Genomic DNA, 25,141 nt, shown 5'->3' on the forward strand with positions numbered 1-25,141 from the left:
TGACAGGGCGCAAAAACCTCGCGCACGCACTGGGCCAACCGCCGCACTTGCCAGTCATTTAGGAAGCCACTCACAACCCCCTTCACCAACCCCAGCTTCGCCAGATACGCATTATTTGAACTGTAGCGTTCCACCCGAAACGGAAGAGAGCTCCGAAAATTGGCCTCAGCGCTTATGGATGGAGCGTAGGTAGCTATGAATTTCATAGCTTGCTTTTTGAGGGGCGTGCCCTGACTTCGACAGGCCCAGCCCGAACGGGGAAGATTTCCTGGAGTTTGTATCAAAACAGGTTGCAACGGCTTAGAAATCAGCGCACACAGCTACTCTATTGATAGCAAATCTAGGTTTTCTGAGCCGCGAGCTTGCGGTACAGCGTCTGCCGGCTGATGCCCAGCTGGCGCGCTGCCTGCGACATGTTGCCGCGTGCGGCCTGCAGCGCCTGGTCGATGGCGGCCTGGGACAGTTGCTGCAGGCTCAAGCTGGCGGGTAGGCTGTCCACACCAGGGCCCGCTGCGGCTTCGCTGCGCGGGCTGGCGGGCGCCGCTGTGAGCGCCTGCACCAGGTCGTCGGGCATGTGCTCCCAGCCCAGGGTGTCTTCGCCCTCGGCCAGCATGGCGCAGGCGGTGCGCAGCACGTTGGCCAGCTGGCGCAGGTTGCCGGGCCAGGGGTAGGCGGCCAGGCGGGCCAGCAGGTCGGGGGCCACCAACACGTCAAAGCCCAGGCCCTGCTCGGTGGCCAGGTCAGCCAGCAGGCGCTGCAGCAGCGCCACGAAGTCGCTGCGCTCGCGCAGTGCGGGCAGCTGCACCGTGAGGCCGTTGATGCGGTAGTACAAATCTTGCCGAAAGCGCCCCTGCTCTGCGGCCTGCATGAGCTGGTTGTGCGTGGCGCAGATCACTGCAAAGTCCACGGGCACGGCCTTGCTGGCGCCCACGGGCGTCACGCTGCGCTCTTGCAGCACGCGCAGCAGGCGGGTTTGCAGGGCCAGCGGCATGTCACCGATTTCGTCGAGGAACAGCGTGCCGCCATGGGCCTCGCGCAGGCGGCCCAGGTGGCCTTCCTTGCGGGCGCCGGTGAAGGCGCCGGCCACGTGGCCGAACAGTTCCGATTCAATCAGGTGCTCGGGGATGGCTGCGCAGTTGATGGCCACAAACGGTGCGTCGCGGCGCGGGCCGCTGGCGTGCAGGGCGCGTGCAAACACTTCCTTGCCCACACCCGATTCGCCCTGCATCAGCACTGCAATCGGCTTGCCCACCACGCGGCGGGCTTTGTCGGCGGCGGCGCGCCAGCGGGCGTCGCCGGTGTCCAGCAGCGCCAATGCGTCCTGCGTGGGGGCTGCGCGGGCCGCCGTGGCGGGCTGCGACGGGGCGACCCACGCGGCGGCATCCATCTGCACCTGGGCAAACAGCAGGCCGCCGTGGGGTGTGCGCAAAGCCTGCGGCTGCTGGGGGCGGCGCTTGTGGTGCGAGAGCAGGTCGTCCAGCCGCACGTCCAGCACGCGCTCCAGCAAGCTGGCGCCCACGTCGCCCGCGTGCAGGCCCAGCTGCGCCAGGCCCGCGCGGTTGGCGCCCACGATCCAGCCGTCGGCCGACACGGCCACGATGCCCTCGGCCACGCTGCCAATGCCCTCGGGCGCACTGTGCAGGTGCAGGCGGATGTCGCGTTTGCAGGTGGCAGCCAGCAGGCGGTTTTCGATCATGCGCGCTGCGGTGCTGACCAGCCCCAGCGTGTGGGCGTGGCCGTTGCGGTAGTCGCCCGAGATGTCGAGGATGCCCAGCAGCTCGCCGGTGGCCGACAGGATGGGCGAGGCCGCGCAGGTGAGAAAGCTGTTGCGCTCCAGAAAATGCTCGCCGCCGTGCACCTCCACCGCGCAGGCTTCGGCCAGGGCCGTGCCGATGGCGTTGGTGCCGCGGTGGGCCTCGTGCCAGGAGGCACCGCTGGTCAGCGCCACGCGCTCGGCCTTGTCCACAAAGTACGGATCACCCAGCGTGTGCATGAGCATGCCGCGCCGGTCGGCCAGCACCACCACGCTCTGGCTGTGGCGCACCTGCTCAAACAGGTACTCCATCACGGGCCGCGAATGCGCGAGCAGCTCGGGGTTGCTGGCCAGCACCTGGCGCAGCGTGCCGCTGCTGGGGTGGTCAATGGCCGGGGGGCGCCCGGTGGGCGCCAGGCCGGCCGCCATGCTGCGCGACCAGGAGCGCGCTAGGCGCTCGTCCACCAGGCCGCTGGGGCACTGGCCAGAGTCCAGCAAGTGCTGGCGGGCCTGTCGCAGGGCGACGGGAGAAGTGTTGGGGCGCACGCTTTGTCTCCTGCAGGCTCAGGACGGCCTGCTTGTAGGGTTGCGATGAGTATGGCGGGCGGCAACGCCGGGGGCAAGGGCGTTGGCGCAAGGTCTGCGCCAACTGTTCCATTTCGTGACAGGTGTCGCGGCCCGGTACAGCACGGCGAGGCCTGCTGCGACAGGTGTACCCCCTGGGCAGAGGAAAAATCCCAATGAAATCAACGCGCTGCGCGCCTCGGCCCGCTGGCATGGGTTTTGAGTAGGGGGTTGGTATCGGACAGGCCCCTGGGGCCCGCCCGATGCATACAACCATCGCAGGAGACAACACCATGACCGTTTACGCAGCCCCCGGCGCCGCTGGCGCCAAGATCGCCTACAAGCCCCAGTACAACAACTTCATCGGCGGCAAATTCGTGCCCCCGGTCAAGGGCCAGTACTTTGATGTGATCTCGCCCGTCAACGGCAAGATCTACACCCAGGCCGCCCGCTCCACCGCCGAAGACATCGAACTGGCGCTGGACGCCGCGCACGCCGCCGCCGACGCGTGGGGCAAGACCGACGCCGCCACGCGCGGCAACATCTTGCTCAAAATTGCCGACCGCATCGAGCAAAACCTGGAACTGCTGGCCTACGCCGAAACCGTGGACAACGGCAAGGCCATCCGCGAAACACTGAACGCCGACATCCCGCTCACCGTGGACCACTTCCGCTACTTTGCGGGCTGCGTGCGCGCGCAAGAAGGCGCGCTGTCGAACATCGACGAGAACACCGTGGCGTACCACATCCAGGAGCCGCTGGGCGTGGTGGGCCAGATCATTCCGTGGAACTTCCCCATCCTGATGGCTGCGTGGAAGCTGGCCCCTGCGATTGGTGCGGGCAACTGCGTGGTGCTCAAGCCTGCAGAGTCCACCCCCATCTCCATTCTCATCCTGGCCGAGCTGATTGCCGACCTGCTGCCGCCCGGCGTGCTCAACATCGTCAACGGCTTTGGGCGCGAAGCAGGCATGCCGCTGGCGACATCCAAGCGCATTGCCAAGATCGCGTTCACCGGCTCCACCAGCACGGGCCGCGTGATTGCGCAGGCCGCCGCCAACAACCTCATCCCCGCCACGCTGGAGCTGGGCGGCAAGAGCCCCAATGTGTTCTTTGCCGACATCATGGACAAGGACGATGCGTTTCTGGACAAGGCCATCGAAGGCCTGGTGCTGTTTGCCTTCAACCAGGGCGAGGTCTGCACCTGCCCATCGCGTGCGCTGATCCAGGAATCGATCTACGACAAGTTCATGGAACGCGTCCTGAAGCGCGTGGCCGCCATCAAGCACCAGAACCCGCTGGACACCGACAGCATGATGGGCGCGCAGGCATCGAAAGAGCAGCTCACCAAGATCCTGTCGTACCTGGAGCTGGGCAAGCAAGAAGGCGCCGAAGTGCTGGCCGGTGGCGGCCAGGCCCACCTGGGCGGCGACCTCGAAGGCGGCTACTACGTGCAGCCCACGCTGTTCAAGGGCCACAACAAAATGCGCATCTTTCAGGAAGAAATCTTCGGCCCCGTGCTGGCCGTGACCACCTTCAAGGACGAAGCCGAGGCGCTGGAAATTGCCAACGACACGCTGTATGGCCTGGGCGCGGGCGTGTGGAGCCGCAATGGCAATGTGGCCTACCGCATGGGCCGCGCCATCAAGGCCGGACGGGTGTGGACCAACTGCTACCACGCCTACCCAGCGCACGCGGCGTTTGGTGGCTACAAGGAATCGGGCATTGGGCGTGAGACGCACAAGATGATGCTGGACCATTACCAGCAAACGAAGAACCTGCTCGTCAGCTACAGCGAAAACAAGCTCGGCTTCTTCTGATTGGGGGTGGCGGTCCAAAACCCGTCCCTGGCGTCGTTGCTCCGTCTTGCCGTGGCGCTGCCACTGTCTGCGACGGAGACGCCTAGCCAGGGACGGTTTGTGAACCGCTGGATACGCTGTTGAGGATGGTGGCTCGTTGCTCCAACTTGCCACGGGGCTCCTCTGGCGGTTGCCAGGGCTGGGCTCATGGGCGGCTGCGCGCCGCCACCTGCCGCGCGGGCTGCGCGCCACGCATGGGCTTCCATGCGCATCTGTTCTCCCTTATTCATCCAAAGAGGTTTCACGATGGCTACAACATTCTTCATGCCCAGTGTCAACATCATGGGCGCAGGCTGCCTGCAAGAGGCCATGGTGGCCCTGAAAGGCCATGGCTTTCGCAAGGCACTGATCGTGACCGACCATGTGCTGAGCAAACTGGGTGTGGCGGCACGCATCCAGGCCCAGCTGGCGGCGCAGCAGATCGACTCGGTGGTGTTCGATGGCACGCAGCCCAACCCCACGGTGGGCAATGTGCGCGCGGGGCTGGCGCAGCTGAAGGCCGAGCAGTGCGACTTCGTGATTTCTTTGGGCGGCGGCTCGCCGCACGACTGCGCCAAGGGCATTGCCCTGTGTGCGACCAACGGCGGCGAGATTGCCGACTACGAAGGCGTGGACCGCTCGGCCAAGCCCCAGCTGCCACTGGTGTCGATCAACACCACGGCGGGTACGGCCAGCGAAATGACGCGGTTTTGCATCATCACCGACGAAACGCGCCACATCAAGATGGCCATCGTGGACCGCAATGTCACGCCGCTCACGTCGGTCAACGACCCCGAACTGATGCTGGCCAAGCCCAAGGGCCTGACGGCCGCCACGGGCATGGATGCACTGACCCATGCGGTGGAGGCCTATGTGTCCACCGCTGCCACGCCCATCACAGACGCTTGCGCGCTCAAGGCCGTGGAGCTGATTGCCCGCAACCTGCGCACGGCTGTGGCCCACGGTGACAACCTGCCAGCACGCGAGCAGATGGCGTATGCGCAATTTCTGGCGGGCATGGCGTTCAACAATGCATCGCTGGGCTACGTGCATGCCATGGCCCACCAGCTGGGCGGTTTCTATGACCTGCCCCACGGTGTGTGCAACGCGCTGCTGCTGCCCCATGTCGAAGCCTTCAACGTGCCCACCTCGGCGGCACGCCTGCGCGACGTGGCCCATGCGATGGGCGTGGATGTGTCGGGGCTCGGCGCCGAAGCGGGCGCACAGGCGTGCCTGACCGCCATCCGTCAGCTGGCGCTGGATGTGGGCATCCCCAAATGCCTCGCGGACCTGGGCGTGAAGGAGGCCGACATCCCCATGCTGGCCACCAATGCGCTCAAGGACGCCTGCGGGCTGACCAACCCGCGCACGGCCACGCAGGCCGATATCGAAGGCATCTTCCGTGGGGCCATGGCGGCCTGACGCCATGGACTCCGCGCAGAGACCTGGCGCCCCACCACCGCGTGTGGTGGCGACCCCCGCCGCCCTGCAGCTGGTGGCCCGGCTGCAGGCCCAACATGGGCCAGAGCTCATGTTCCACCAGAGTGGCGGCTGCTGCGACAACAGCGCCGCCAACTGCTACCTGCCCGGTGAAATCACCATGGGCGCGGGCGACGTGTACCTGGGTGACATCGGCGGCTGCCCGTTCTATATCGGGCGCGCGCAGTACGAGACCTGGAAACACACGCAGCTCATCATCGATGTGATCGAGGGCACGGGCGGCACCTTCTCGCTCGAAGGGCCGGAAGGCAAGGCCTTCCACACCCGCTCGCGCGTGTTCACCGACGCGGAGCTGGCCGCGCTGGGCATTGAGCGACCTCGGGGCTAAGAGCGGCGAACAAAACTCCCCTGGCGTCGTTGTTCCGTCTTGTCGTACCGCTTGTACTGCCTGCGACGGAACGCCTAGCCAGGGCCGCTGCGCTGAGTTTTGTTCGCCGCTCTAATGGCAACGCCCCACCAGGAATGGTGGGGCAGTTTCAAGAAAAAAGGCTTGTAGCGCTTTATCTATAAGCGCTAGCTGCTATTGAAGTCGTAGCGTCTCGCTGTGACCGTGCTCATCGCCCAGGCGGAACACCGACACCACCTGCACCAGGTCTTCGGCCTGGCTCTTGAGGCTGCTGGCGGCAGCGGCCATCTCCTCGACCAGCGCGGCGTTTTGCTGCGTGACCTGGTCCATCTGCGTCACCGCCTCGCCCACCTGGGCCACGCCCAGCGACTGCTCGTGGCTGGCCGCGCTGATCTCGCCGACGATGTCGGTCACGCGGCGGATGGCGCCCACCACCTCGTTCATGGTGGCACCTGCGCGGTCCACCAGCGCGCTGCCCTGTTCCACGCGCTCCACGCTGGCGCTGATGAGCGACTTGATCTCGCGGGCGGCCTCGGCGCTGCGCCCGGCCAGCGAGCGCACTTCAGACGCCACCACGGCAAAGCCCCGGCCCTGCTCGCCCGCGCGGGCGGCTTCGACCGCCGCGTTGAGCGCCAGGATGTTGGTCTGAAACGCAATCGAGTCGATCACGCCAATGATGTCGGCGATCTTGCGCGACGCGTCGTTGATGCCGTGCATGGTGTCCACCACCTGGGCGACCACCTCGCCGCCCTGCACGGCCACGGTGCTGGCGCTGGCGGCCAGCTGGCTGGCCTGCTGGGCGCTGTCGGCGTTTTGGCGCACGGTGGCGTTGAGCTGCTCCATCGACGCGGCGGTTTCTTCGAGCGCGCTGGCCTGGCTTTCGGTGCGGGCCGACAGGTCGGTGTTGCCCTGGGCGATCTGGACGCTGGCGGAGGCCACGCTTTCCGATCCGCCCCGCACATTGCGGACCACGTCGGTGAGTTGCGTGCGCATCTGCAGCAGCGCTTGCAGCAACTGGCCGACCTCATTGGTGCCATGGGCGATGGGCGCGCCACTCAGGTCGCCCTGCGCCACGGCGCGGGACAAGGCAACAGCCTGCGACAGCGGGCCGGTCATGGACCGCACAAACACCAGTGCCACGGCGCTGGTGGCCGACAGCGTGACCACCAGGGCCAAGGCGATCCACATCAGGCCACGCTGCAGGTCAGACACGCGGGCCTGCAAGGCCTGGTCGAGGCTGTCCATGGATTGGCTGTTGAGCGCGTTCAACGCGTCGATGGTGCGAGTGAAGGTGTCGAAATAGTCTTTGGAGGCCAGCGTGAGCTCGGTGGCATTGATCACATCGCGCTCCGCCATCTGCAGCGTTTGCTGGATCTGGCCCTGCACCGCCTGTGCGCTGCTGCCCAAGGCGCGCTGGAGTTGCGCGTTGCCCTGCAGGGCGCGGTCCAGCCCACGGAAGGTGTCGGCCTGCAGCTCGGCCACCCGCTGCTGCAGCACCAGCAGCTGGCCTTTGCCCTGCGGCGTGAGCTCGTGCTTGCCCAGTGCGCTGGCGCCTTGCGCGCGCAGCATGCCGAGCTTTTCGCCCAGCATCGGGGCTTGTGCCAGAGAGGCCTGGATCAGCGCATGGGTGTCGGCGTCGGGGTCGAGCTGCAAGCCGTAGGCGTGCACCAGTGCTTCGTTGAGCTGCAGCAGATCGGCGATGAGCTGGGTGTGCTGGGCCGTGCTCTGGGCCTGCTCGATGCTGCGTGCGGCCACTGCCTGCTCCAGCGTGCGCCAGGTCTGTTGGGCCTGGGTCCATGCCGTCATCTGGGCAGCGGGCACCTTGGCGGCGGCAAATCGGGCGCTCACGTCGCCCAGCGCGGTATTGACCGCATCGCGCGCGGCAGGGCGGCGTGCCGCGAGGCCCTCGTCGCCGCCGAGCATGCCCGCGGACAGGCCCCGGTGCACCTGCACCACTTGCACCAGGCGGGTCAGTGCCTGTGCGGGCGCCGCGCCCTGTGCCTCCTGGCGCGCATGTCCGATGGCGTGCAGCGAATCGCTCACTGTCAGATAGGTGGGCAGTGCGCTCATCATGAGCCCGATGGTCCCGAGGATGAGGAATTTTTCGAGCAGGTTCAACCGGTGAAGAAGTGACATGGCAGTAGGCACACGACCAGCGTGTGCGAGAGAAGGGAAACCGCTCAGCGGGCGGGGGTGTCGGCAGCCGCCGATGGGGGGTGGCCCTCGATCAGGGCGCACGGGATGTAACGCAATGTAGGTATCTATCTGTAGTAAGGTTTTGACTCAGGTCAAGTGAGCAGCGTGGCACACGGTGTGTCGCTGGGCTGCCAGAGGCGCCCGCTGGTCGGCCGCGCGGCGGGGGCGGGAGGCACGGGCTGGAGAATAATGGGCTTCTTCCACCCCATCTGGAGCACCCGGCATGCACTCAATCACCCTGCGCTTTCTGGCGTCTGAAAGCAGCCTGCTGCAAGGGGGGCGTGTCCCCGGTGGCACCGTGCTGCGCTGGGTTGACGAAGCCGGGTATGCCTGCGCCAGCGCATGGGCCAAAGGAGCCTGCATTACCGAGTTTGTGGGGGGCGCTGATTTTGTGCACCCCATTCGCCCGGGCGACCTGGTGGAGGTGCATGCGCGGCTGACCCACACCTGCGAGAGCAGCATGAACCTGGCGGTGGAGGTGCGCAGCGGTGCCATCAACGGCGCGCCGCTGCAAGACGTGGTGCATTGTGTGGCGGTGTACACCGCCGTGGGTGCGGACGACGCGCCCCGCACGGTGGACAAGTGGAGCCCCGAAACCCCGGGCGATATCGCGCTGGCCCAGCGCGCCCAGGCGCACATCGACGCTGCGCGCGCCGCGCAGTGACGGCCCCTGCGGCCGGGCTTGGGGCCAACAGCCCCTTGCGTGCGCGCGATCTGCTCGCAGCGCTGTTGGTGGTGGTCCTGTGGGGCGTGAACTTTGTCGCCATGAAATGGGGGTTGCGCAGCTTCAGCCCCTTTCAGCTGGGCGCTGCGCGCTACCTGTGCGCCGCCTTGCCGCTGGTGCTGCTGGTGCGCCCGCCGCGCATGCACTGGCGCTGGGTGCTGCTGTTCGGGCTGTTCCAGGGCGTGGGGCAGTTCGGTTTTCTGTTCATGGGGCTCAAGGTGGGCATGACGGCCGGGCTGGCCAGTGTGCTGCTGCAGACCCAGGTGTTCTTCACGGCGCTCTTCGGCTTTGCGCTGCTGCGCGAGTGGCCGGGGTTGCCCTTGCGGGCGGGCATGGTGCTGGCCGCGCTGGGGCTGGTGTGTTTTGCCATGAACTACGTGGGCCCCGGCGCTGGTGTGGGCGTGGGCGCAGCCACCACGCTGGCGGGCCTGTTGCTGACGTTGTGTGGCGCGGCCATGTGGGCGTCGTCCAACATCGTGGCGCGGCTGGCGCAGCAGCACAGCCCGGGGTTTGACCCGCTGGCGTTCGTGATCTGGAGCAGTCTGGTGCCAGTGCTGCCGTTCATGGCGCTGTCCGCCCTGTTCGACCCCGACGCCGCGCGCTGGCTGCAGTGGCAGACACTGGCCAGCGTGCCGCTGCTGTCCTGGGCCGCCGTGGCTTACCTGGGCTGGGCGGCCACCATCGTGGGCTATGCGCTGTGGACCAACCTGCTGCAGCGCTACCCCGCCAACCGGGTTGCGCCGTTCAGCTTGGCGGTGCCGGTGGTGGGGCTGACGGCGGGCTGGCTGCTGCTGGACGAGGGCGTGGCGCCCTGGCAGTGGGCGGGCATTGCGCTGGTGGTGGCGGCGCTGGCCTGTGTGGTGCTGGGGCCCAGACTACAAGCCAAAATGGCCCGTAGCGCTGTTTGAATATGCCGCAGCAGCTATTATTTGGATAGCAAAACCACCAAAACTTCTACAGCAACCTGCGCCGCGCAAAGCGCACCACGGTCACCCCGGCACGCGCCTGGCGCACCGAGGGCATGACCAGCACGCAGTCGTCGTACGGAGTGACCACCGGCACGCCGTCGTTGTCGCCAATCACCGTGCCAGCTTTCTCGAACACCTCCAGCCCCGTGTAGGGCGCTACGAAGCGGAAGGCACTGCTGGTGGCGACCACGGGGCCCGTCACCTCCAGCGCCCACTGGCGCGGTGCGTCGGGCAGGCGCCAGCCGGGCAGCTGCTGCGCCAGCGCGTCGGCGCTCAGGGCGCCGGACTGTTCGATGAAGCGCACGCACTGGTCCTGCGCCACGGCGCGGCTGGCCGGGTCGCCATGGAAGCCGCACTCGATGAGCAGCGAGCGGGTGCCGTTGTCGTCCAGGTCGCCAAACCGGCCGTAGTCGCGCATGCGCACGCCGTCCTTGTGGCCGGCGTCCACCACGATGTGCTCGGGCAAGCGCATAGCACGCGCCAGCGCCAGGTTGCGCGGCTGGATGCCGGTGAGCAGCAGCGGCGCCGAGGGCTCGTGCATGGAATGGAGGTCGAGCAGCCAGTCGGCCTGCGCCACCCACGGGCGCAGCGCGGCGGCGCGGCGGCGCTCGTGGGTGTCGGCCGCGTCGATGCGCTCGTCCAGCCACTGGCGGTTGAGGTCTTCGTCGGTGAAACGCGAGGCATCGTGGTTGTGCGCGTCAAACCGGTCGAAGGCATCGAGGTTGCAAAACGCGAGCGTGAGGGTGCCCTGCTGCGGACGCACGCCCGCTTCGAGCAAACCCTTGAGTGCCCAGGCACCGCACAGCTCGTTGCCATGCACCAGGGCGCTGATCATCACGTGGCGCCCGGGTTGGCCAGCGTCGAAGTGCCACACGCCCTCGGTGCCGGTGTTGCCAGCGCGCCAGGCACTGATGTCGGGCGCGGGCAGTTCAAAAGTCAGCGGTGGCACGGCAGTGTTGTGGTTGTGGTTGTCGTTAGTCATTCTTCGATCTTGGCGAATTCAACAATCTTTTTGTACTTGGCGACTTCGGTGGCCAGGAACTGGTCGATGTTCACGCTGGGCGACGCGACGGTGGAGCCCGTAGCTTCCATCTTCTTGCGAAAGTCGGGCGACTGCAGGGTATCGTTCAGCGCCTTCTTGATCTTGTCGAACACCGGCTTGGGCAGGTGGGCTGGCGCCATCAGCGCGAACCACACACCAATGTCCACATTCTTGTATTGCGGAGATTCGGCCAGCGCAGGGATGTCGGGCGTGGTGGCCGAGCGTTTGGCTTCGGTGGTGCCCAGGGCAATCACCTTGCCGCTCTTGATGTGGGGCAGACCGCTGGAGAGCACGAACACGCCGTATTCCAGGTTGTTGCCCATCAGGTCGGACGTGAGGGGCGCCACGCCGCGGTAGGGGATGTGGGTCATGAACAGCTTGCCTTGCTCCTTGACGGCCTCGCCCGCCAGGTGCAGCGCCGTGCCCACCCCCGAGCTGCCGTAGCTGAACTTGCCGGGGTTTTTTGACACTTTCTGCGTGAACTCCGCCATGTTCTTCACCCCAGCCCCTGTGGACGCCACCAGCACCAGAGGCTGGGACGCAATGAGGCCGATGGCGGTGAAGTCCTTGATGTCGTACTTGACCTTCTTGGTCACCAGCTTGTTGATGGCGATCTCGTTGTTGGCACCGACCAGCAGGGTGTAGCCGTCGGGGGTGGCGTTGGCCACCTTCTGGGCACCAATGGCACCGCCCGCGCCGCCCAGGTTTTCAATCACCACGGGCACGCCAAGCTTGTTGCCCAGTTCCGTGGCCACGTTGCGTGCCGTCAGGTCCGTGCTGCCGCCGGGCGGGTAGCCGACCACGATGGTGATGGGTTTGGAGGGGTAGGCTTCTTGCGCCAGTGTGGGGGCAGCCAGCACGGCGAGGCCGCACAGCAGGGCGGCGCGGCGCAGGCAGAGGGTAGGTGTGGGCATGTGAGGATTCCTTGGTATGGAGCGCTGAAACATCGAATGGGGGAGGCACTATCGCCGTTGGGATGCGTGTTGCGCCCCGTCCGGTGACTCCATTGTGAAAAGACAGGCGGCCGCAGGTGGTGCCGAAACAGCACGAAAACCTGTCAATGCAGCATGAGAACCCCTCGCAAACCCTTGGGGTCAGCGCCGGGCCAAAGCGGCCCAGAGTGCTTCAGCCATCGGGCCCAGGCGGCGTTTGGGCCGGTACAGGCGCACGTCAAAGCGCACCTCCAGGCGCGCATCGCCCGCTGGGGCCAGGCGCTTGGCGGCGCAGTCGGCGTGCACCATGGACCAGGGCAGCCAAGCCACGCCCAGGCCCTTTTGCACGTACTCGTAGTGGGCATCTGCCGAGTCGCACTCCACCACCCGTTGCAGCCGTGGCGCAAGCGGGTGGTGCGCCAGATGGTCTTCTATCAGGCGCCCCAGCGCCAATTGGGGTGCGTAGGCAAGATAGGGGAGCGGGGTGGTATCACCCGCGTCAAACCGGTAGCGCGCCTTACCCTGGGCCGTGGCGCGAGAGACGGGCACCAGCCGGTCGCTGGCCACGGTGAGGTGCATGAACTGGCGCGCGTCCAGCCTTATCGCCAGTGCAGGGTGGTGGTAGACGAGCGAAAAGTCGGCCTCGTTGCGCTCGAGCATGGCCACGGTGTCTGCCAGAGCCCGCGTGCGTATGCACAACTCGCCACCCTGAAGAATGGGCTGCAAGCGCACCAACCAGTCTGCCACCAGGGTACGTGCCAGCGTGCGGCCGGTGGTCAGCGTCACGGTGCGGGCCTGCCGCCCTGCCAGGCTCTGCATTTCTTCGTGCGACTGCGCCAGGCTGCGCACCATGTGGTTGGCGGTTTCCAGAAAACCCAGCCCTGCGGGCGTGAGTGTCACCGGGCTACCACTGCGCTCCACCAGTGCGGTACCTGCCCACGCCTCCAGCGCGCGAATGCGCCGTCCGAACGCGGGGTGGGTCACGTGGCGCAGTTCGGCCGCACGCGTGAAACTGCGCTCCTGCGCCAGCACGATGAAGTCTTCAAGCCATTTCAGCTGCATCGTGGGGGCCTTGGCGTTCCGCTGCCGGGTGGTGTGCTCCGCTCCCGGGCATGCGTGGTTTTGAGGGCCGGGTCGTTGGCCAGCGCGAGCGGCCAGACCGAGGCGTAAAGCGAGTCAACCCCGCGCGGCTTCCAGCACGCTGCGCGTGCGCATGGCTTCTGCGCGTGCGGCCGCTGCAAAATCGGCGCCATTGGAGGCGTACAGAATCGCGCGCGAGGAATTGACGATAATGGGGCCATCACTTCGCAGACCCGCACGCACGGTGGCCACGGCATCGCCGCCCTGGGCGCCCACGCCGGGGATCAGCAGTGGCAGCGTGGGGGCGATGCTGCGCACGCGCTCGATCTCTTGCGGGTAAGTGGCGCCCACCACCAGCCCCAGTTGCCCGTTCCGGTTCCAGGGGCCCTGGGCCAGGCGGGCCACGTGTTCGTACATCAGCGGTTGGCCTTCGACACTGGCCAGGCGCTGGCTCTGCAAATCATCGCCCCCTGGGTTGGATGTGCGGCATAACAAAAATGCACCCTTACCGTGGTAGGCGAGATAGGGCTCGATCGAATCAAAACCCATGAACGGCGACAAAGTGACAGCGTCTGCGCCGTAGCGCTCGAAGGCCTCTTTGGCGTACTGCTCGGCAGTGGAGCCAATGTCGCCGCGTTTGGCATCCAAGATAACCGGCACATGGGGCGCGTTGCAGCGCATGTGCTGCATCAGCCGCTCGAGCTGGTCTTCGGCCCTGTGGGCGGCAAAGTAGGCGATCTGGGGCTTGAAGGCGCAAACCAGATCGGCGGTTGCATCCACAATGGCCGCGCAAAAATCATAGATCTTGTGCGTATCGCCCAACATCCCCGCAGGCAATCGCGTGGGCTCCGGATCCAGGCCCACACACAGCAGGGAATTGTTCTGCGCCGTGGCGTCGCGCAGCATGTCGATGAAGTTCATGGGGCGTGATTTTAGGTGGGTGGAGCAGCGGGCACCAACGCCGCAGGTTCTTGTGTGTTGGTCGTGGCGGCTTCATTGTGCGGATTGCCCATAAAAAAAGGCCGTCGAAACGGCCCCTTTCCTTTTGCTTGGGGCCCGTGGGCCCGTTGCCGTTCTTCAGCGTGGAACGGCCAGCAGGCGTTGCACGTCGCGGTCGTTGGGCAGTGCGTAGTCATGGCCGCGAATGATGCGGCTGTCTTCCGTGCGCACCAGTTTCAGGCTCACATAGGTGTAGCTGGCGGCGGCGGAATAAGTGCCCACCAGGACCAGCGATGCATTGTGGTTGCGTGCAATGTCCTTGAGCTCGCGCGACAGCAGCAACTCGCCGGCGCCTTCGCGCACGAACACGTCACCGCGCAGCTTGATTTCCTTCACATTGAACCCGCCGGCCGCCATGCTTGTCGCATATTGCTCCGACAGGGTACGGCCCAGCGGGGCCGCACGGCTCAGGTCGTTCACGTTGACCACGGTGGCCACGAGCACAGGGCCTGCGCCCAGGTTGCTCATATCAAAACCGGCCGTCAGCTTGGCCACGGCATCGCGGCTTGTCTGGATGAACTGGCTGCTGGCGGCTTCTTGGTAGGTGGGCTCCATGCGCACGGGCGCAGAGGTGTTGGCGCAACCAGCCAGAACCACGCCGGCCAGCACGGTCAGGAGTGCAGGAATTTTCATTGCGAGACAACCTTCATGTTGACGTTGTTGTACGAGGGGCGCGTGAACAGCGAGGTGTCAGCGTTTTCCAGGTAATACACGTCGGTCTTGCGGGTCAGGTATTGGCCGCCGCGTGTAACGGTGGTGGTCAGGATCAGCTCGGTGTTGGTGGGGCCACCGGAGTTGATGCTGTTGGCGTAATCTGCTGCTGCGGCCAAGCCGAGGCCGCCGAGCAATTGAGCGTCAAGGTGTTCGTTGCGCAGGCCATGGGCCGCAAACAGGCCCGCGGCGAGGATGGTGAACTGGCCAGGAATGAAACGAGGGCGTTCGCTGTTGTGGCGCACGACCTGAATGCCGTAGGACACTTCAAGCGCTTGGCCCGGATTCTGTTGAACCACCGCACCGTTTTGGACGAGCTTGGTGATCAGGAACTCGCGGAAGGCCGTTTCAAACTGGGTGGAGTTGGCAGGCAGCGATACGTGCAGGGGGGTGTTCGGAGCCACTCCCACTTTGTCCAGGGTGCCCAGGGTCTGGTTCACCACATCGCGTGACACCAGGTCCCAGTGGCCTGCGGAGCGGACCTTGGGTTGCGAGGTGTATTCAAAATTTTCCGCAACGGGAATTGGTGCCCTCTGTGCGCACCCAGCCAAAGTTGCGACAGCTCCAGCCAGAACGGCCAAACTGATTGCCTTTGAAAACGACATGATTCCCTCCTACGGACTTGATTTGCGAGGATCTGAACAGATGCTGCCCGCGTGATTGAAAAATAATTCTGGGCGGGATCCTCAACAAAAACAAGAAAAAATTACGCTAACTACGCTCCGGCGTACACAGTTCGTTGTTTTTGTCACAGTTGTGAGTCGATGCAAGGCGTATGGCTTCTGTCAGAGGTGTTTGTCTTGCATTTGCTTACATCGAGGCCGCTGCTGCGCGCTGCTCCAGAATGTCGAATGCCGGCAGTTTCTTGCCCTCCAGCACTTCGAGAAAAGCACCACCGCCGGTGGAGATGTAGCCCACCTGTTTTTCGATGCCGTACTTGGCGATGGCCGCGAGCGTGTCGCCGCCTCCGGCGATGCTGAAGGCCACCGAATCGGCAATCGCCTGGGCGATGGTTTTTGTGCCGTTCTCGAACGCCGCGAACTCAAACACGCCCACGGGACCGTTCCAGACGATGGTGCCTGCGGACTTGAGCTGCGTGGCCAGGCGCGCTGCTGTTTCGGGCCCGATGTCCAGAATCAGGTCGTCGGCTTCCACTGCGGTGGCGGGTTTGACGGTGGCGGGCGCATCGGCCGCAAAGGTCTTGGCCACAACCACGTCGGTGGGGATAGGCACCTCGGCGCCCCGGGCTTTCATTGCGGCCATGACCGAGCGGGCAGCGTCCAGCAAATCGGGCTCGGCCAGGCTTTTGCCGATGGGCAGCCCAGCGGCGAGCATGAAGGTATTGGCAATGCCGCCCCCTACGATGAGCTGATCCACCTTGTCGGCCAGGCTCTGCAGGATGGTGAGTTTGGTCGACACTTTCGAACCCGCCACGATGGCGGCCAGTGGGCGCTGTGGATGTGCCAGCGCTTTGGTCAAAGCGTCGATTTCTGCAGACAGCAGCGGGCCAGCGCAGGCAACGGGTGCGAACTGGGCAATGCCGTAGGTCGTGCCTTCGGCGCGGTGGGCGGTGCCAAAGGCATCGTTCACGAAGATGTCGCACAGCGCAGCCATCTTGCGGGCCAGCGTTTCGTTGTTCTTCTTTTCGCCCAAGTTCAGTCGGCAGTTTTCCAATAGAACGATTTGGCCTGGGGCGATGGTCACGCCATCAACCCAGTTGGTGACGAGCGGAACGTCACGGCCCAACAGCTCCGCCATCCGGGTGGCCACAGGTGCCAGCGAGTCTTCGGGCTTGAAGTCGCCTTCGGTGGGGCGGCCCAGGTGGCTTGTCACCATGACAGCGGCGCCAGCGTCCAGTGCCATGCGGATGCAGGGGATCGAGGCACGAATGCGGGTGTCTTCCGTGATGCGCCCGGCATCATCCTGGGGGACATTCAGGTCGGCTCGGATGAAGACGCGTTGCCCTTGGGCCTTGCCCTGGGCGCACAGATCGGAAAAGCGGAGGATATTCATGGCAGGAGGGGAGATGGAGGCTTGGGAGTCGCCATTTTAGTGATCGCATGAAGCAGGGCGTGCCCGTCGCCAGTGCACCCGTGGAACTGGCTTTGCCAGGCCACCGGGTGCGTCCCCCTCAGGGGGAGGGCGCCGAAGGCGACCTAGGGGCGCTTCTTTTTCTACCAGCCCCAGCCGATGTGCAGCGGCAAATAGACCGCCATGCCCAGCACGATCGTGCCCAGGATGTCTCTGCGCCAAAAATAGTAAAGGCTGGCGCCCAACACGGCGGGCAGACGGGCATCCATGAAGGTGTCGATGAGTTCGCCCTGGCGCATGAGGACTTCTGGCGCGATGACAGCAGCCAGCGCCGCCAGCGGGGCATATTTGAGCCCGCGCTTGAGCCAGTCGGGCAGCGGCAGTTCCTTTTCTGGAATCATAAAAAACGCGCGCGACACCACCGTAATGATGGCCAGGCCGATCGTGGCAACCAGTGGCTCTATCCATGACCCGTTCATGGGTGGCTCTCCTCGCGCAATGCCACCACATCACCCGCCTGGACGTGCTCACGCTCATCGGGCGGTAAGACGCTGTTGGCTGGCACCAGCAGGAGCCCGGGCTTGCTGCGGCTGCGGTCCACGGCTTCCATCAACAAGCCCGCAGCCACGGCGGCGGCCAGAGCCACCAGGATATTGAGCTTGAGTGGCAATGCAAACGCGGCAATCGCGGCCGCTGCGGCAACGCCGGTGGCCAGCCAGGTGGCGCGGTCAAACAGCAACGACAGGAGCACCCCCAGCAGCGCCAGCACCCCCGCAAAACCCAGGCCCCACGACAGGGGGACCGCATTGGCCAGCAAAATCCCGGCAATGGAAGGAACTTGCCATGCCAGCCAGTTGGTGCAGGCAGCGCCCCAGAAATACGGCAGTTGATCCGGCTGTGGCTGTGGGTCAGGAAACCGCTTCATGAACGCGACATAAATCACGTCCCCGCTGAAATAGCCGACCGCCAGCCGCTGGCGCAGCGGCAGGTGCGCGAAGTAGCTGCGCCACATGCTGCTGAAAATCACGAAGCGCAGGTTCACACAGCCCGCCGTGAGCCATACCACCCACAGCGGGGCCCCTACTGAAAGCAGCGGGATCACGGCCAGTTGTGCGCTGCCGGCATAGACCAGCAGCGACATGAACACGGCCATGCCCACGGGCATGCCACTCTTGACCATGGCGACGCCGGTGACCAGCCCCCAGGCTGCAATGCCCAGCGAAGTGCCCGCCATATCGACGGCGGCAAGCCGGAAGGCGGGGTGGCGCAGCGTGTTGTGGATGACGGCCCGTGTCGTGCTCATGGCCCGGTGGCACCCAGCACCATGCCCGGCTGCACATCGAAGCCGCGCAGAAAATCAGCCGCAGCCAGCCGCTTGCCCCCTGCGCGCTGCAGCGTGGTCAGGCGCAAGGCATGACCGTCGCCGCATGCGACCACAATGCCATCGTCGTTTGTGGATAAAACAAGCCCTTGGCGCTTATCCGTAAAGCGCTGGATGCTATCAATTTCATAGTTCCATATTTTGATGACTTCGCCGCTGCATTCCGTGCTGGCGCCGGGAAACGGATCGAATGCGCGGATGCGTTGGCCGATTTGTGCTGCGGGCAACGCCCAGTCGATGGTGCTCTCCGATTTTTCGATCTTGTGGGCATACGTCACACCTTGTGCTGGCTGCGCTACGGCCACAAGACCGCCGCAGGCCGCCATCTCCAGCGCCTCCACGATGAGTCGCCCGCCGAGGTCGGCGAGCCGGTCATGGAGGGCGGCCGTGGTGTCCGTGGGGGCGATGGCCATGCGCTCGACCAGCAGCATGGCGCCCGTGTCCAGGCCCGCATCCATCTGCATGATGGTGATGCCGGTTTCCGCATCACCCGCCTCGATGGCGCGGTGAATGGGCGCGGCTCCGCGCCAACGGGGCAAAAGGCTGGCGTGGATGTTCAGGCAACCCAGGCCGCGTTGTCCCGCGCTTTCCTTGTTTTCCGACGAACGCGTGGCGCTCATGGCGTCCAGCACCCACTGCGGCAGGATCAACCCATAGGCGGCCACCACCATCACGTCGGCGTGGGCGGCGAGCAGTGCGTCACGCGCTGCCTCGGCGTCTTGGGGGTACTTGCCGTCCAGGCGCAGGCTGCGGGGCTGCGCCACGGGGATGGCATGCTCCAGGGCACATTGCTTGACGGGCGAGGCCTGCAGTTTCATGCCACGGCCGGCGGGACGGTCGGGCTGGGTGAGAACCAGGGGCACGGTGAATCCGGCGGCCAGCAAACGCTGCAGTGCGACACGGGCAAATTCCGGGGTGCCGGCAAAAACGACTCTCATAGGATCTGGGATCTGTTCTGGTAGAAGCGTCACAGGGGACGCGGATGGCATGCGCCCGGTGTTCAGTCGCGGTCGTTGTCGAAAAGGGGCAGCTCATCGGTGAACGTCACCCTGCGCACCACCCCCTGCGGATCGACATGGATATGGGCCAGCCTGGGGTCCGAGTTTTGCAGGAAGTGATAGGTCCAGATGTCGCCGTCAAAACGCGCCACCCGTTCTATCCGCAGCGGCGTGCCGAACGTGCGTTGCAGGTCGGCCGTTGTCCACGCGCCCTTCGAAAGCTGTTCGAAGCGGGGTTGGTTCAGCACCTGTTCGTTGTGTACCAAGCGGCCTGCCGGGTCGAAATCCAGGTTGTAAACCGCGTACCCTGCGGGCAACTCGGAGTACAGCCACCGCTCTCCACCCGACGGCAGCGGGAAGCGGGCGGTGGGCGCCCCCAGGCGTGAAGCCACAGCGTCCCGCAGCGCCCCGGGAGGTTCATTGAACGGTGTTGCACAACCGGCGATCAGCCCCAACAGCGCCGGCAGTGCTAGCCGGGCTAAAAGCGCCAGCACTCCGACACCCCGTCGAAGGGCGCCGAGCGCTGAGTGCATCACTCGCGGTTCTCCCGCTGCTGTTTGACCATTTTGGTCTTGATGCGGTTGCGTTTGAGGGGGGACAGGTATTCAACGAACACCTTGCCCATCAGGTGATCCATCTCGTGCTGGATACAGACAGCCAGCAGGTCGTCGGCTTCAATGACACGTGATTGGCCCTGGTCGTCCATCGCCCGCACGTGCACGGCATCAAATCGTTCCACGCCATCGTAGATCCCAGGCACCGAGAGGCAGCCCTCTTCGTTGATGTGTTTTTCCGCGCTGGTCCAGATGAGTTCCGGGTTGATGAGGACCAGGGGCTGGTCCCGTCCTTCGGACACGTCAATGACCACCAGGCGTTCGTGTACATCCACTTGCGTAGCTGCCAGGCCAATGCCATGGGCGTCGTACATGGTGGCCAGCATGTCGGATACCAGCGTGCGGATGCGGTCATCCACGGCTTGAACAGGGCGCGCAACTGTGTGAAGCCGAGGATCCGGATAACAGAGAATGGGAAGGATTGCCATGGATACGGATGTGATATGTCGCTATTTTCGCCACTTTTGCGATCTGCTGCTGCGTTCCAACCCAATAATCGTTGCCGAATCAAGGGCTTGAGCAGAGAATCTAAGAAGGTTTGTAACGTATTTGCCCGGTCTCTCGCACGCCGCGAGCGTCGTGGCGTCTGTGAGGGGGGGTTTCACAATGCATGAAAAAAGGAACAACATGACGGCATCTACCAGTGTGCGGCGAACCGCCCTGGGCGCGCTCACCATCATCGCTGGCGCAATGCTGGTCATGCCGGTTCAGGCGCAAAATCACCCTATCTCCAGTGGTCAGCGTGCCACTGCGCAGCAGGTTTCCGAGCGCGGGGTGCCGCTGGAAGAATTGGCGCCCAACGCGCCCGACACCTATGTGGTCAAGCGTGGTGACACGCTCTGGGGTATTTCTGGCATGTACCTGAAGCGGCCATGGCGCTGGCCTGAGCTGTGGGGGATGAACCTCAAGGCCATTCCCAACCCCCACCTGATTTTCCCCGGGCAGACGCTGTACCTCGAAAAAGATGGCGCCTATGCTCGTTTGCGCACCAGCCGCTCCAGCGAACCCGAAACCGTTCGTGTATCGCCGCGTACCCGCAGCGATAGCCTTGCAGATTCTGCATTGCCCACCCTCAAGCCGCATCTGATTGAGCCCTTCCTGGTTGAGCCCCTGGTGGTGGACGCGCAGGTGCTGGAACATGCTCCGCGCGTGATTGCCACCACCGAAGAGCGTGTGCTGATGGCCAGCGGCGACCGCGTCTACGTCCGTGGCGACGCAGCGTCGCCTATGCTGGCCGAGGCTGGTGAGCCCCGTTTCTACCGCGTGTTCCGTGACGCCGTGGCACTCAAGGACCCTGTGTCCGGTGCAGTGCTCGGCTACGAAGCGCAGTACCTGGGCAAGGCGGAGCTGGTGCGTGGCGAGGCGTTTGAAGAGGTTCCGAATGGCAAAGGTGGCTATTCGGCCGAGTACGTGCCCGCCACCGTCACGCTTTCGGCGACCAAAGAGGAAGTCAGGGCGGGCGACCGGCTGCTGCCGGCACCTGCGCGTGCCTTCGCAAACTACATCCCCCGTGCGCCCGAACTTGATGTGGACGCGAGTGTGGTCTCCATCTACGGCAGTTCGTCTGTGACCTATGCCGCGCAAAACCAGGTGGTCGCCATCAACAAGGGGGCTGAGGACGGCATTGAGGCGGGCTATGTCCTGAGCCTCTTGACCAAAGGCGCTCGTGTCAAGGATTCCACCGATCCGAGCAAAGCCATGATCAAGCTGCCCAGCGAGATCAATGGTACGGCGATGGTGTTCCGCACTTTTGATCGCGTGTCCTACGCTTTGATCCTTGAGATCCGCGATGGTGTGCGGGTGGGTGACCGTCTGGTCAATCCCAAATAAGTCTCGGCTGGGTGTGGCGGGAGCCTCCTCCATGAGAGGCCCCCGCTGCTGCCCATTTTGAGTCCGCAGACCATGGATCGTGAAGAGCTTGGCGCTTGGTTGCGCCTTACGCTTGCTCCCGGGGTGGGCAACGGTGCCGCACGGCGGCTGCTGTCGCATTTCGGGCTACCCCAGGCGATTTTTCAGCAAACAGTCGGGGCGCTCCAGCAATGTGTGCCCCCCGCACAGGCACAGGCGCTGTGTGATGTGCCCTCCTCTTGGCAGGCCCTGCTCGATGTCACCTGCGAGTGGCTAGCGGGTGCTGACCCGCAAGGGCCCACACGCGACATCGTGACGCTGGGCGACGACCGTTATCCCCAGGCGCTGCTTGAAACGGAAGACCCTCCGCTGCTGCTGTATGTGATAGGCCCCGCGCATTTGGTTGCGCACCGGCCCTTCCCCCATGGAACGTGCCTTGCGGTGGTCGGAAGCCGCAACCCGACGCCCCAGGGCGCAGAGAATGCCCGGCTTTTTGCACGCTCGCTGCACAGCGCGGGGCTCACCATTGTTTCGGGGTTGGCGTTGGGGGTGGATGCCGCCGCCCATGAAGGCGCACTGGACGCCGCCGTGGTCGGTGCCGATGTTGCGGCCACGATTGCCGTGGTGGGGACGGGGCTGGATCGGGTCTATCCACGCAAGAATCTTGATCTTGCACACCGTATTGCGGCCCAGGGTCTGTTGATCAGTGAGTATCCACTGGGTACGCCGCCACTGGCCGCCAATTTCCCCAAGCGAAATCGCATCATCTCCGGGCTGTCTCAGGGAACGCTGGTAGTAGAAGCGGCGCTTGCGTCAGGTTCCTTGATCACTGCGCGCATGGCAGTGGAACAGGGGCGAGAGGTTTTCGCAATTCCCGGCTCGATTCACGCGCCGCAGTCGCGCGGCTGCCATGCACTCATCAGGCAGGGAGCCAAGCTGGTGGAGTCTGCCCAGGATGTGCTGGAGGAACTCAAAATGCCCGCGCCACCATCAGGGCATCAACCCGACGCGCCCAGCCTCGATGCATTGCCCGAAGCCGGGGACACCACGCAAACAACGGTGCTGAACGCGTTGGGTTTCGATCCCATGGGCATGGACACCCTGATTGCCCGGACCGGCATGGACGCCTCCTCGTTGCAAGTGGTGCTGCTGGATCTGGAGCTAGCGGGCCGTGTGGCGCGACTTCCCGGGGGGCTGTTTCAGCGCATGGGCCTCGGCTGATGATGCGTGGGGTTAGTCCAGAAGACGCTCAGGGTTGGCATCGAGTTTGGCCAGCGCATCCCGCGTGGCCCGCAGGGTGAGGCCCTCTTCGTCTTGCGGCACGAGCAAGCCGGCCTGCAAATAAGCGGCCAGGCGCCGTAGCTGAATCAGGTAACTGCTCCCGTCGATGGCCGCGAACAGGTGCAGTTGTTTGCGTTGGCTTTGCCACGCGTATTGCACCTGGGCCGAGGCGCCGTTGTGGTCCAGGGTGTACCAGGCGCCGGGCTGCAGCTCCTGCGCCCAGGCCACCATGGCATCGTCCACGGGCGCGCCGTTGTCTGCCACCACGTGGATCGACGAGGCATCAATGCCCAGCATCATCTCGATGTTGTCGGCACTGAGCGGCATATCGCCCAGGGTGGCATCGTTGATGAAGTCTTCCAGATTGGCCAGGCGCTTGGCCATGGCATCAATATTCGCTTGCGGGATGGAAGCCGTTTTCGACAGGAACGCGTCGGCCAGCGTGTCGGTCAGCGTCTTGATCTGCGTATCCTGATCGGCGCCATTCACACCCAACAGTGCGAGCCCCTGGCGCAACCGCTGCAGCAGGGTCGGCAGGTTTTGGATGACCTGGGCGCGATCGCTGCGGTTGGGTTTGGCGCTGGCGGCCCATACAAGATCGGCTGCCGTGCGCTTGAAGGTGATGGTGTCTGCGTGCTGCGGGCCGTCGCGCACTGCGGACAACGCCAGTACTTCGGCCCAGGTCTTGAAGAGGAACTCGCGAATTTCATCGCGCACCGGCATGTCACGCAACATGGTACGCAGCTCGATCGTGTACTGAATGGCCAGCGTTTCCCGTTGCTCAACCTGTTGGGCAACACTCACGAGGCGTGAGGTGGCCTGCTTTTCAGTCAGGAACTTCGACAGGAATTTTTCAAACTCGTCGTGGACCAACTGGAAAACCCGGCGCCCCGTTTCGGGATATTGCTCAATCACCTGCACGACACGGCGGATTTCTGCCTCCAGGGCGCTTCCGTTGATGGCGGTGGCGTTAAAGCCCAGAACACAGGCCCCCATGCGATCAATCAGCTTGCGTGCGGGGTGATCAAGGTTGCTGAAAAATTCGGGCTCGGCCAAAGCTACCCGCAAAACGGGCACCTGCAGCCGCGCAAACCACACGCGCACTGCGGGGGGAATCCGATCCTCGGCCAGAATGCTCTGGAACATCAGGGCCACCACTTCGATGATGGCCTTTTCGCCGGTGGTGGTCGCTTTTTTCTTGAGTTCGGTGGAGCGCTCGCGCACGGCCCCCACAAGCTGGACCACCGCCGCTGGGCTGTAGTCTTCCATCAGGGTGGCGATACCGCTGTAGTAGGTGTCGGCGTGCACCCGCTGTGCCGTGAGCGCGTGCGCAAGCGCCGCAGATGCTGGTGGCGCATTGACCATGTCAAAGCCGGTTTGGGGCTGCGTCAACAGCCGGCGCAATTGCCCCATCACGCCTTGCGCGCGCTGGCGTGCGCGCACCAGCGGCGTCACGCCGTTGGCGAAGGCGGTGGGCATACCAGGGTGTCCTTGGTAGCCCGCAGACGGCGGTTGCATGCGCCCTGCCGGGTGCGCGAAAGCATGGCCACCCATGGGAGACGCCATGCCACCGCGTGCGGCGCTCACCATGGCTTCGTGTGTTTGTGCCAACGCGCGTGAGGCCAGACCGCCTGCGCCGGATTCACCGCTGCCCGTGGCGGTGACTGTGCCGCCAGAGGTGCGCCGTACGCGGGATTTGAGATCCGCCTGGGGCGTGATGCCCTGCTCGACATAGAACACGTTGACGGCCTGGTATTGCTTTTGAAGCAGATTGGCCAGGTCGCGTTGCAAGGGGTCGACCACGGTCAACAGATCGGTGCGGGCCAGCCCCGCTTCGATCCATTGCTCCACCAGCAAAAGGCACACGGATTCGGGCCGCAGGATGTCGCTGCCCTCAAGCTCCTGGCCTTCGAGCGACTGGGTGCGCTGGCGCAGGGTATCGAATTGCTGGTTGACCTGCTCGCTGATCGTGAGGGCCATGCGAGCGGCCAGGATCTTGTTTTCCACCACATCGTCACTGAGCAGCTCAAACTGGCTGGCGCCCATCATGCCTGCAGACTGGCCCCGGGTGGTGCTGATGTGAGGTGCCAGGGCTTCTTGCCACGCAGAGCCGACACGTTTGATCCAGGCGGCGTGGTGCTGCTGGTATTGCATCCATGCATCGCGGTGCGACTGCATCTGGCGCGCGGTGCCAGTCTGGTTCATCAACGTGGACAGAAAGTCGAGAACCGTTTTGTCTACATCTGGCAGGCCGGCGCAAATGCCCTCTACGAACCGTTGACGCGCCTGGCGGGCCAGGCGGCGCTGCGGAACGGAAGAGGGCGTGGGTTGCATGAGT

The 25,141-nt window shown here is 64.7% G+C and carries 22 protein-coding genes; 7 read left to right on the forward strand and 15 right to left on the reverse strand.

Annotation, left to right across the window (positions count from 1 at the left end; translation table 11 throughout):
• Positions 1-340: 340 nt before the first annotated feature.
• A complete protein-coding gene (locus KI609_RS22270) occupies positions 341-2,299 on the reverse strand; it encodes a sigma-54-dependent Fis family transcriptional regulator (RefSeq protein WP_226445698.1) in 1,959 nt (652 codons plus the stop codon).
• A 311-nt stretch (positions 2,300-2,610) separates the two neighbouring features.
• Here KI609_RS22270 and KI609_RS22275 point away from each other — a divergent pair, with 311 nt between their 5' ends.
• The 3 genes from KI609_RS22275 to KI609_RS22285 all read left to right on the forward strand — a co-directional run bounded on the left by KI609_RS22275 (position 2,611) and on the right by KI609_RS22285 (position 5,980).
• The gene (locus KI609_RS22275; protein WP_226445699.1) at positions 2,611-4,134 is read left to right on the forward strand and encodes an aldehyde dehydrogenase family protein; all 1,524 of its coding nucleotides are present in this window, start codon (positions 2,611-2,613) and stop codon (positions 4,132-4,134) included.
• 285 nt (positions 4,135-4,419) lie between these two features.
• Positions 4,420-5,574 (forward strand): L-threonine dehydrogenase, encoded by a 1,155-nt coding sequence (gene yiaY / locus KI609_RS22280; RefSeq protein ID WP_226445700.1) that lies wholly within the window; start codon positions 4,420-4,422, stop codon positions 5,572-5,574.
• A gap of 4 nt (positions 5,575-5,578) precedes the next feature.
• The gene (locus KI609_RS22285; protein ID WP_226445701.1) at positions 5,579-5,980 is read left to right on the forward strand and encodes a DUF779 domain-containing protein; all 402 of its coding nucleotides are present in this window, start codon (positions 5,579-5,581) and stop codon (positions 5,978-5,980) included.
• 192 nt (positions 5,981-6,172) lie between these two features.
• Here the strand turns inward: KI609_RS22285 and KI609_RS22290 are convergent, their stop codons facing one another.
• The gene (locus KI609_RS22290) at positions 6,173-8,134 is read right to left on the reverse strand and encodes a methyl-accepting chemotaxis protein (RefSeq protein WP_226445702.1); all 1,962 of its coding nucleotides are present in this window, start codon (positions 8,132-8,134) and stop codon (positions 6,173-6,175) included.
• A gap of 283 nt (positions 8,135-8,417) precedes the next feature.
• Here KI609_RS22290 and KI609_RS22295 point away from each other — a divergent pair, with 283 nt between their 5' ends.
• Together KI609_RS22295 and KI609_RS22300 are read left to right on the forward strand one after the other, a co-directional pair.
• The gene (locus KI609_RS22295) at positions 8,418-8,858 is read left to right on the forward strand and encodes an acyl-CoA thioesterase (RefSeq protein WP_226445703.1); all 441 of its coding nucleotides are present in this window, start codon (positions 8,418-8,420) and stop codon (positions 8,856-8,858) included.
• On the forward strand, positions 8,855-9,826 hold the full coding sequence (locus KI609_RS22300) for an EamA family transporter (RefSeq protein WP_226445704.1): 972 nt from the start codon (positions 8,855-8,857) through the stop codon (positions 9,824-9,826). The genes KI609_RS22295 and KI609_RS22300 overlap by 4 nt, the downstream gene beginning before the upstream one ends.
• 46 nt (positions 9,827-9,872) lie before the next feature.
• Here the strand turns inward: KI609_RS22300 and KI609_RS22305 are convergent, their stop codons facing one another.
• The 12 genes from KI609_RS22305 to def all read right to left on the reverse strand — a co-directional run bounded on the left by KI609_RS22305 (position 9,873) and on the right by def (position 20,102).
• Positions 9,873-10,868 carry a succinylglutamate desuccinylase/aspartoacylase family protein gene (locus KI609_RS22305; protein WP_226445705.1) on the reverse strand — a complete coding sequence of 332 codons (996 nt, stop codon included), beginning with the start codon at positions 10,866-10,868 and terminating at the stop codon, positions 9,873-9,875.
• Complete coding sequence (locus KI609_RS22310) at positions 10,865-11,842, reverse strand: Bug family tripartite tricarboxylate transporter substrate binding protein (protein ID WP_226445706.1); 978 nt, start codon at positions 11,840-11,842, stop codon at positions 10,865-10,867. Before KI609_RS22310 ends, KI609_RS22305 begins: the two co-directional genes overlap by 4 nt.
• 180 nt (positions 11,843-12,022) lie before the next feature.
• Positions 12,023-12,922 carry a LysR family transcriptional regulator gene (locus KI609_RS22315; RefSeq protein ID WP_226445707.1) on the reverse strand — a complete coding sequence of 300 codons (900 nt, stop codon included), beginning with the start codon at positions 12,920-12,922 and terminating at the stop codon, positions 12,023-12,025.
• A gap of 114 nt (positions 12,923-13,036) precedes the next feature.
• Positions 13,037-13,861, reverse strand: a complete 825-nt coding sequence (gene pyrF / locus KI609_RS22320; protein ID WP_226445708.1) for an orotidine-5'-phosphate decarboxylase — start codon at positions 13,859-13,861, stop codon at positions 13,037-13,039.
• 156 nt (positions 13,862-14,017) lie between these two features.
• Positions 14,018-14,572, reverse strand: coding sequence for a FlgO family outer membrane protein (locus tag KI609_RS22325; protein ID WP_226445709.1), 555 nt, complete (start codon positions 14,570-14,572; stop codon positions 14,018-14,020).
• Entirely contained in the window at positions 14,569-15,090 is a 522-nt protein-coding gene (locus KI609_RS22330) for a hypothetical protein (RefSeq protein ID WP_226445710.1), read from the reverse strand. The genes KI609_RS22325 and KI609_RS22330 overlap by 4 nt, the downstream gene beginning before the upstream one ends.
• Before the next feature lie 370 nt (positions 15,091-15,460).
• Positions 15,461-16,663 (reverse strand): phosphoglycerate kinase, encoded by a 1,203-nt coding sequence (locus tag KI609_RS22335; RefSeq protein WP_226445711.1) that lies wholly within the window; start codon positions 16,661-16,663, stop codon positions 15,461-15,463.
• A 161-nt stretch (positions 16,664-16,824) separates the two neighbouring features.
• A complete protein-coding gene (locus KI609_RS22340) occupies positions 16,825-17,160 on the reverse strand; it encodes an AzlD domain-containing protein (protein ID WP_226445712.1) in 336 nt (111 codons plus the stop codon).
• A complete protein-coding gene (locus KI609_RS22345) occupies positions 17,157-17,984 on the reverse strand; it encodes an AzlC family ABC transporter permease (protein WP_413463353.1) in 828 nt (275 codons plus the stop codon). The genes KI609_RS22340 and KI609_RS22345 overlap by 4 nt, the downstream gene beginning before the upstream one ends.
• Positions 17,981-19,000, reverse strand: a complete 1,020-nt coding sequence (gene fmt, locus KI609_RS22350; protein ID WP_226445713.1) for a methionyl-tRNA formyltransferase — start codon at positions 18,998-19,000, stop codon at positions 17,981-17,983. Before fmt ends, KI609_RS22345 begins: the two co-directional genes overlap by 4 nt.
• 62 nt (positions 19,001-19,062) lie before the next feature.
• Entirely contained in the window at positions 19,063-19,593 is a 531-nt protein-coding gene (locus KI609_RS22355) for a hypothetical protein (RefSeq protein ID WP_226445714.1), read from the reverse strand.
• The gene (gene def, locus KI609_RS22360; protein ID WP_226445715.1) at positions 19,593-20,102 is read right to left on the reverse strand and encodes a peptide deformylase; all 510 of its coding nucleotides are present in this window, start codon (positions 20,100-20,102) and stop codon (positions 19,593-19,595) included. The genes KI609_RS22355 and def overlap by 1 nt, the downstream gene beginning before the upstream one ends.
• Positions 20,103-20,301: 199 nt before the next feature.
• On the opposite strand from def, the gene KI609_RS22365 reads away from it, so the two are divergent.
• Both KI609_RS22365 and dprA read left to right on the forward strand, forming a co-directional pair.
• Positions 20,302-21,504: a LysM peptidoglycan-binding domain-containing protein gene (locus KI609_RS22365; RefSeq protein WP_226445716.1), complete on the forward strand. Its 1,203-nt coding sequence runs from the start codon at positions 20,302-20,304 to the stop codon at positions 21,502-21,504.
• A 72-nt stretch (positions 21,505-21,576) separates the two neighbouring features.
• Positions 21,577-22,743 (forward strand): DNA-processing protein DprA, encoded by a 1,167-nt coding sequence (gene dprA, locus KI609_RS22370; RefSeq protein WP_226445717.1) that lies wholly within the window; start codon positions 21,577-21,579, stop codon positions 22,741-22,743.
• Positions 22,744-22,755: 12 nt separating this feature from the next.
• Here the strand turns inward: dprA and KI609_RS22375 are convergent, their stop codons facing one another.
• Positions 22,756-25,137 (reverse strand): DUF1631 domain-containing protein, encoded by a 2,382-nt coding sequence (locus KI609_RS22375; RefSeq protein ID WP_226445718.1) that lies wholly within the window; start codon positions 25,135-25,137, stop codon positions 22,756-22,758.
• Between the last annotated feature and the right edge of the window lie 4 nt (positions 25,138-25,141).

It is taken from the genome of Acidovorax radicis (assembly GCF_020510705.1).
GTDB lineage: Bacteria > Pseudomonadota > Gammaproteobacteria > Burkholderiales > Burkholderiaceae_C > Acidovorax > Acidovorax radicis_A.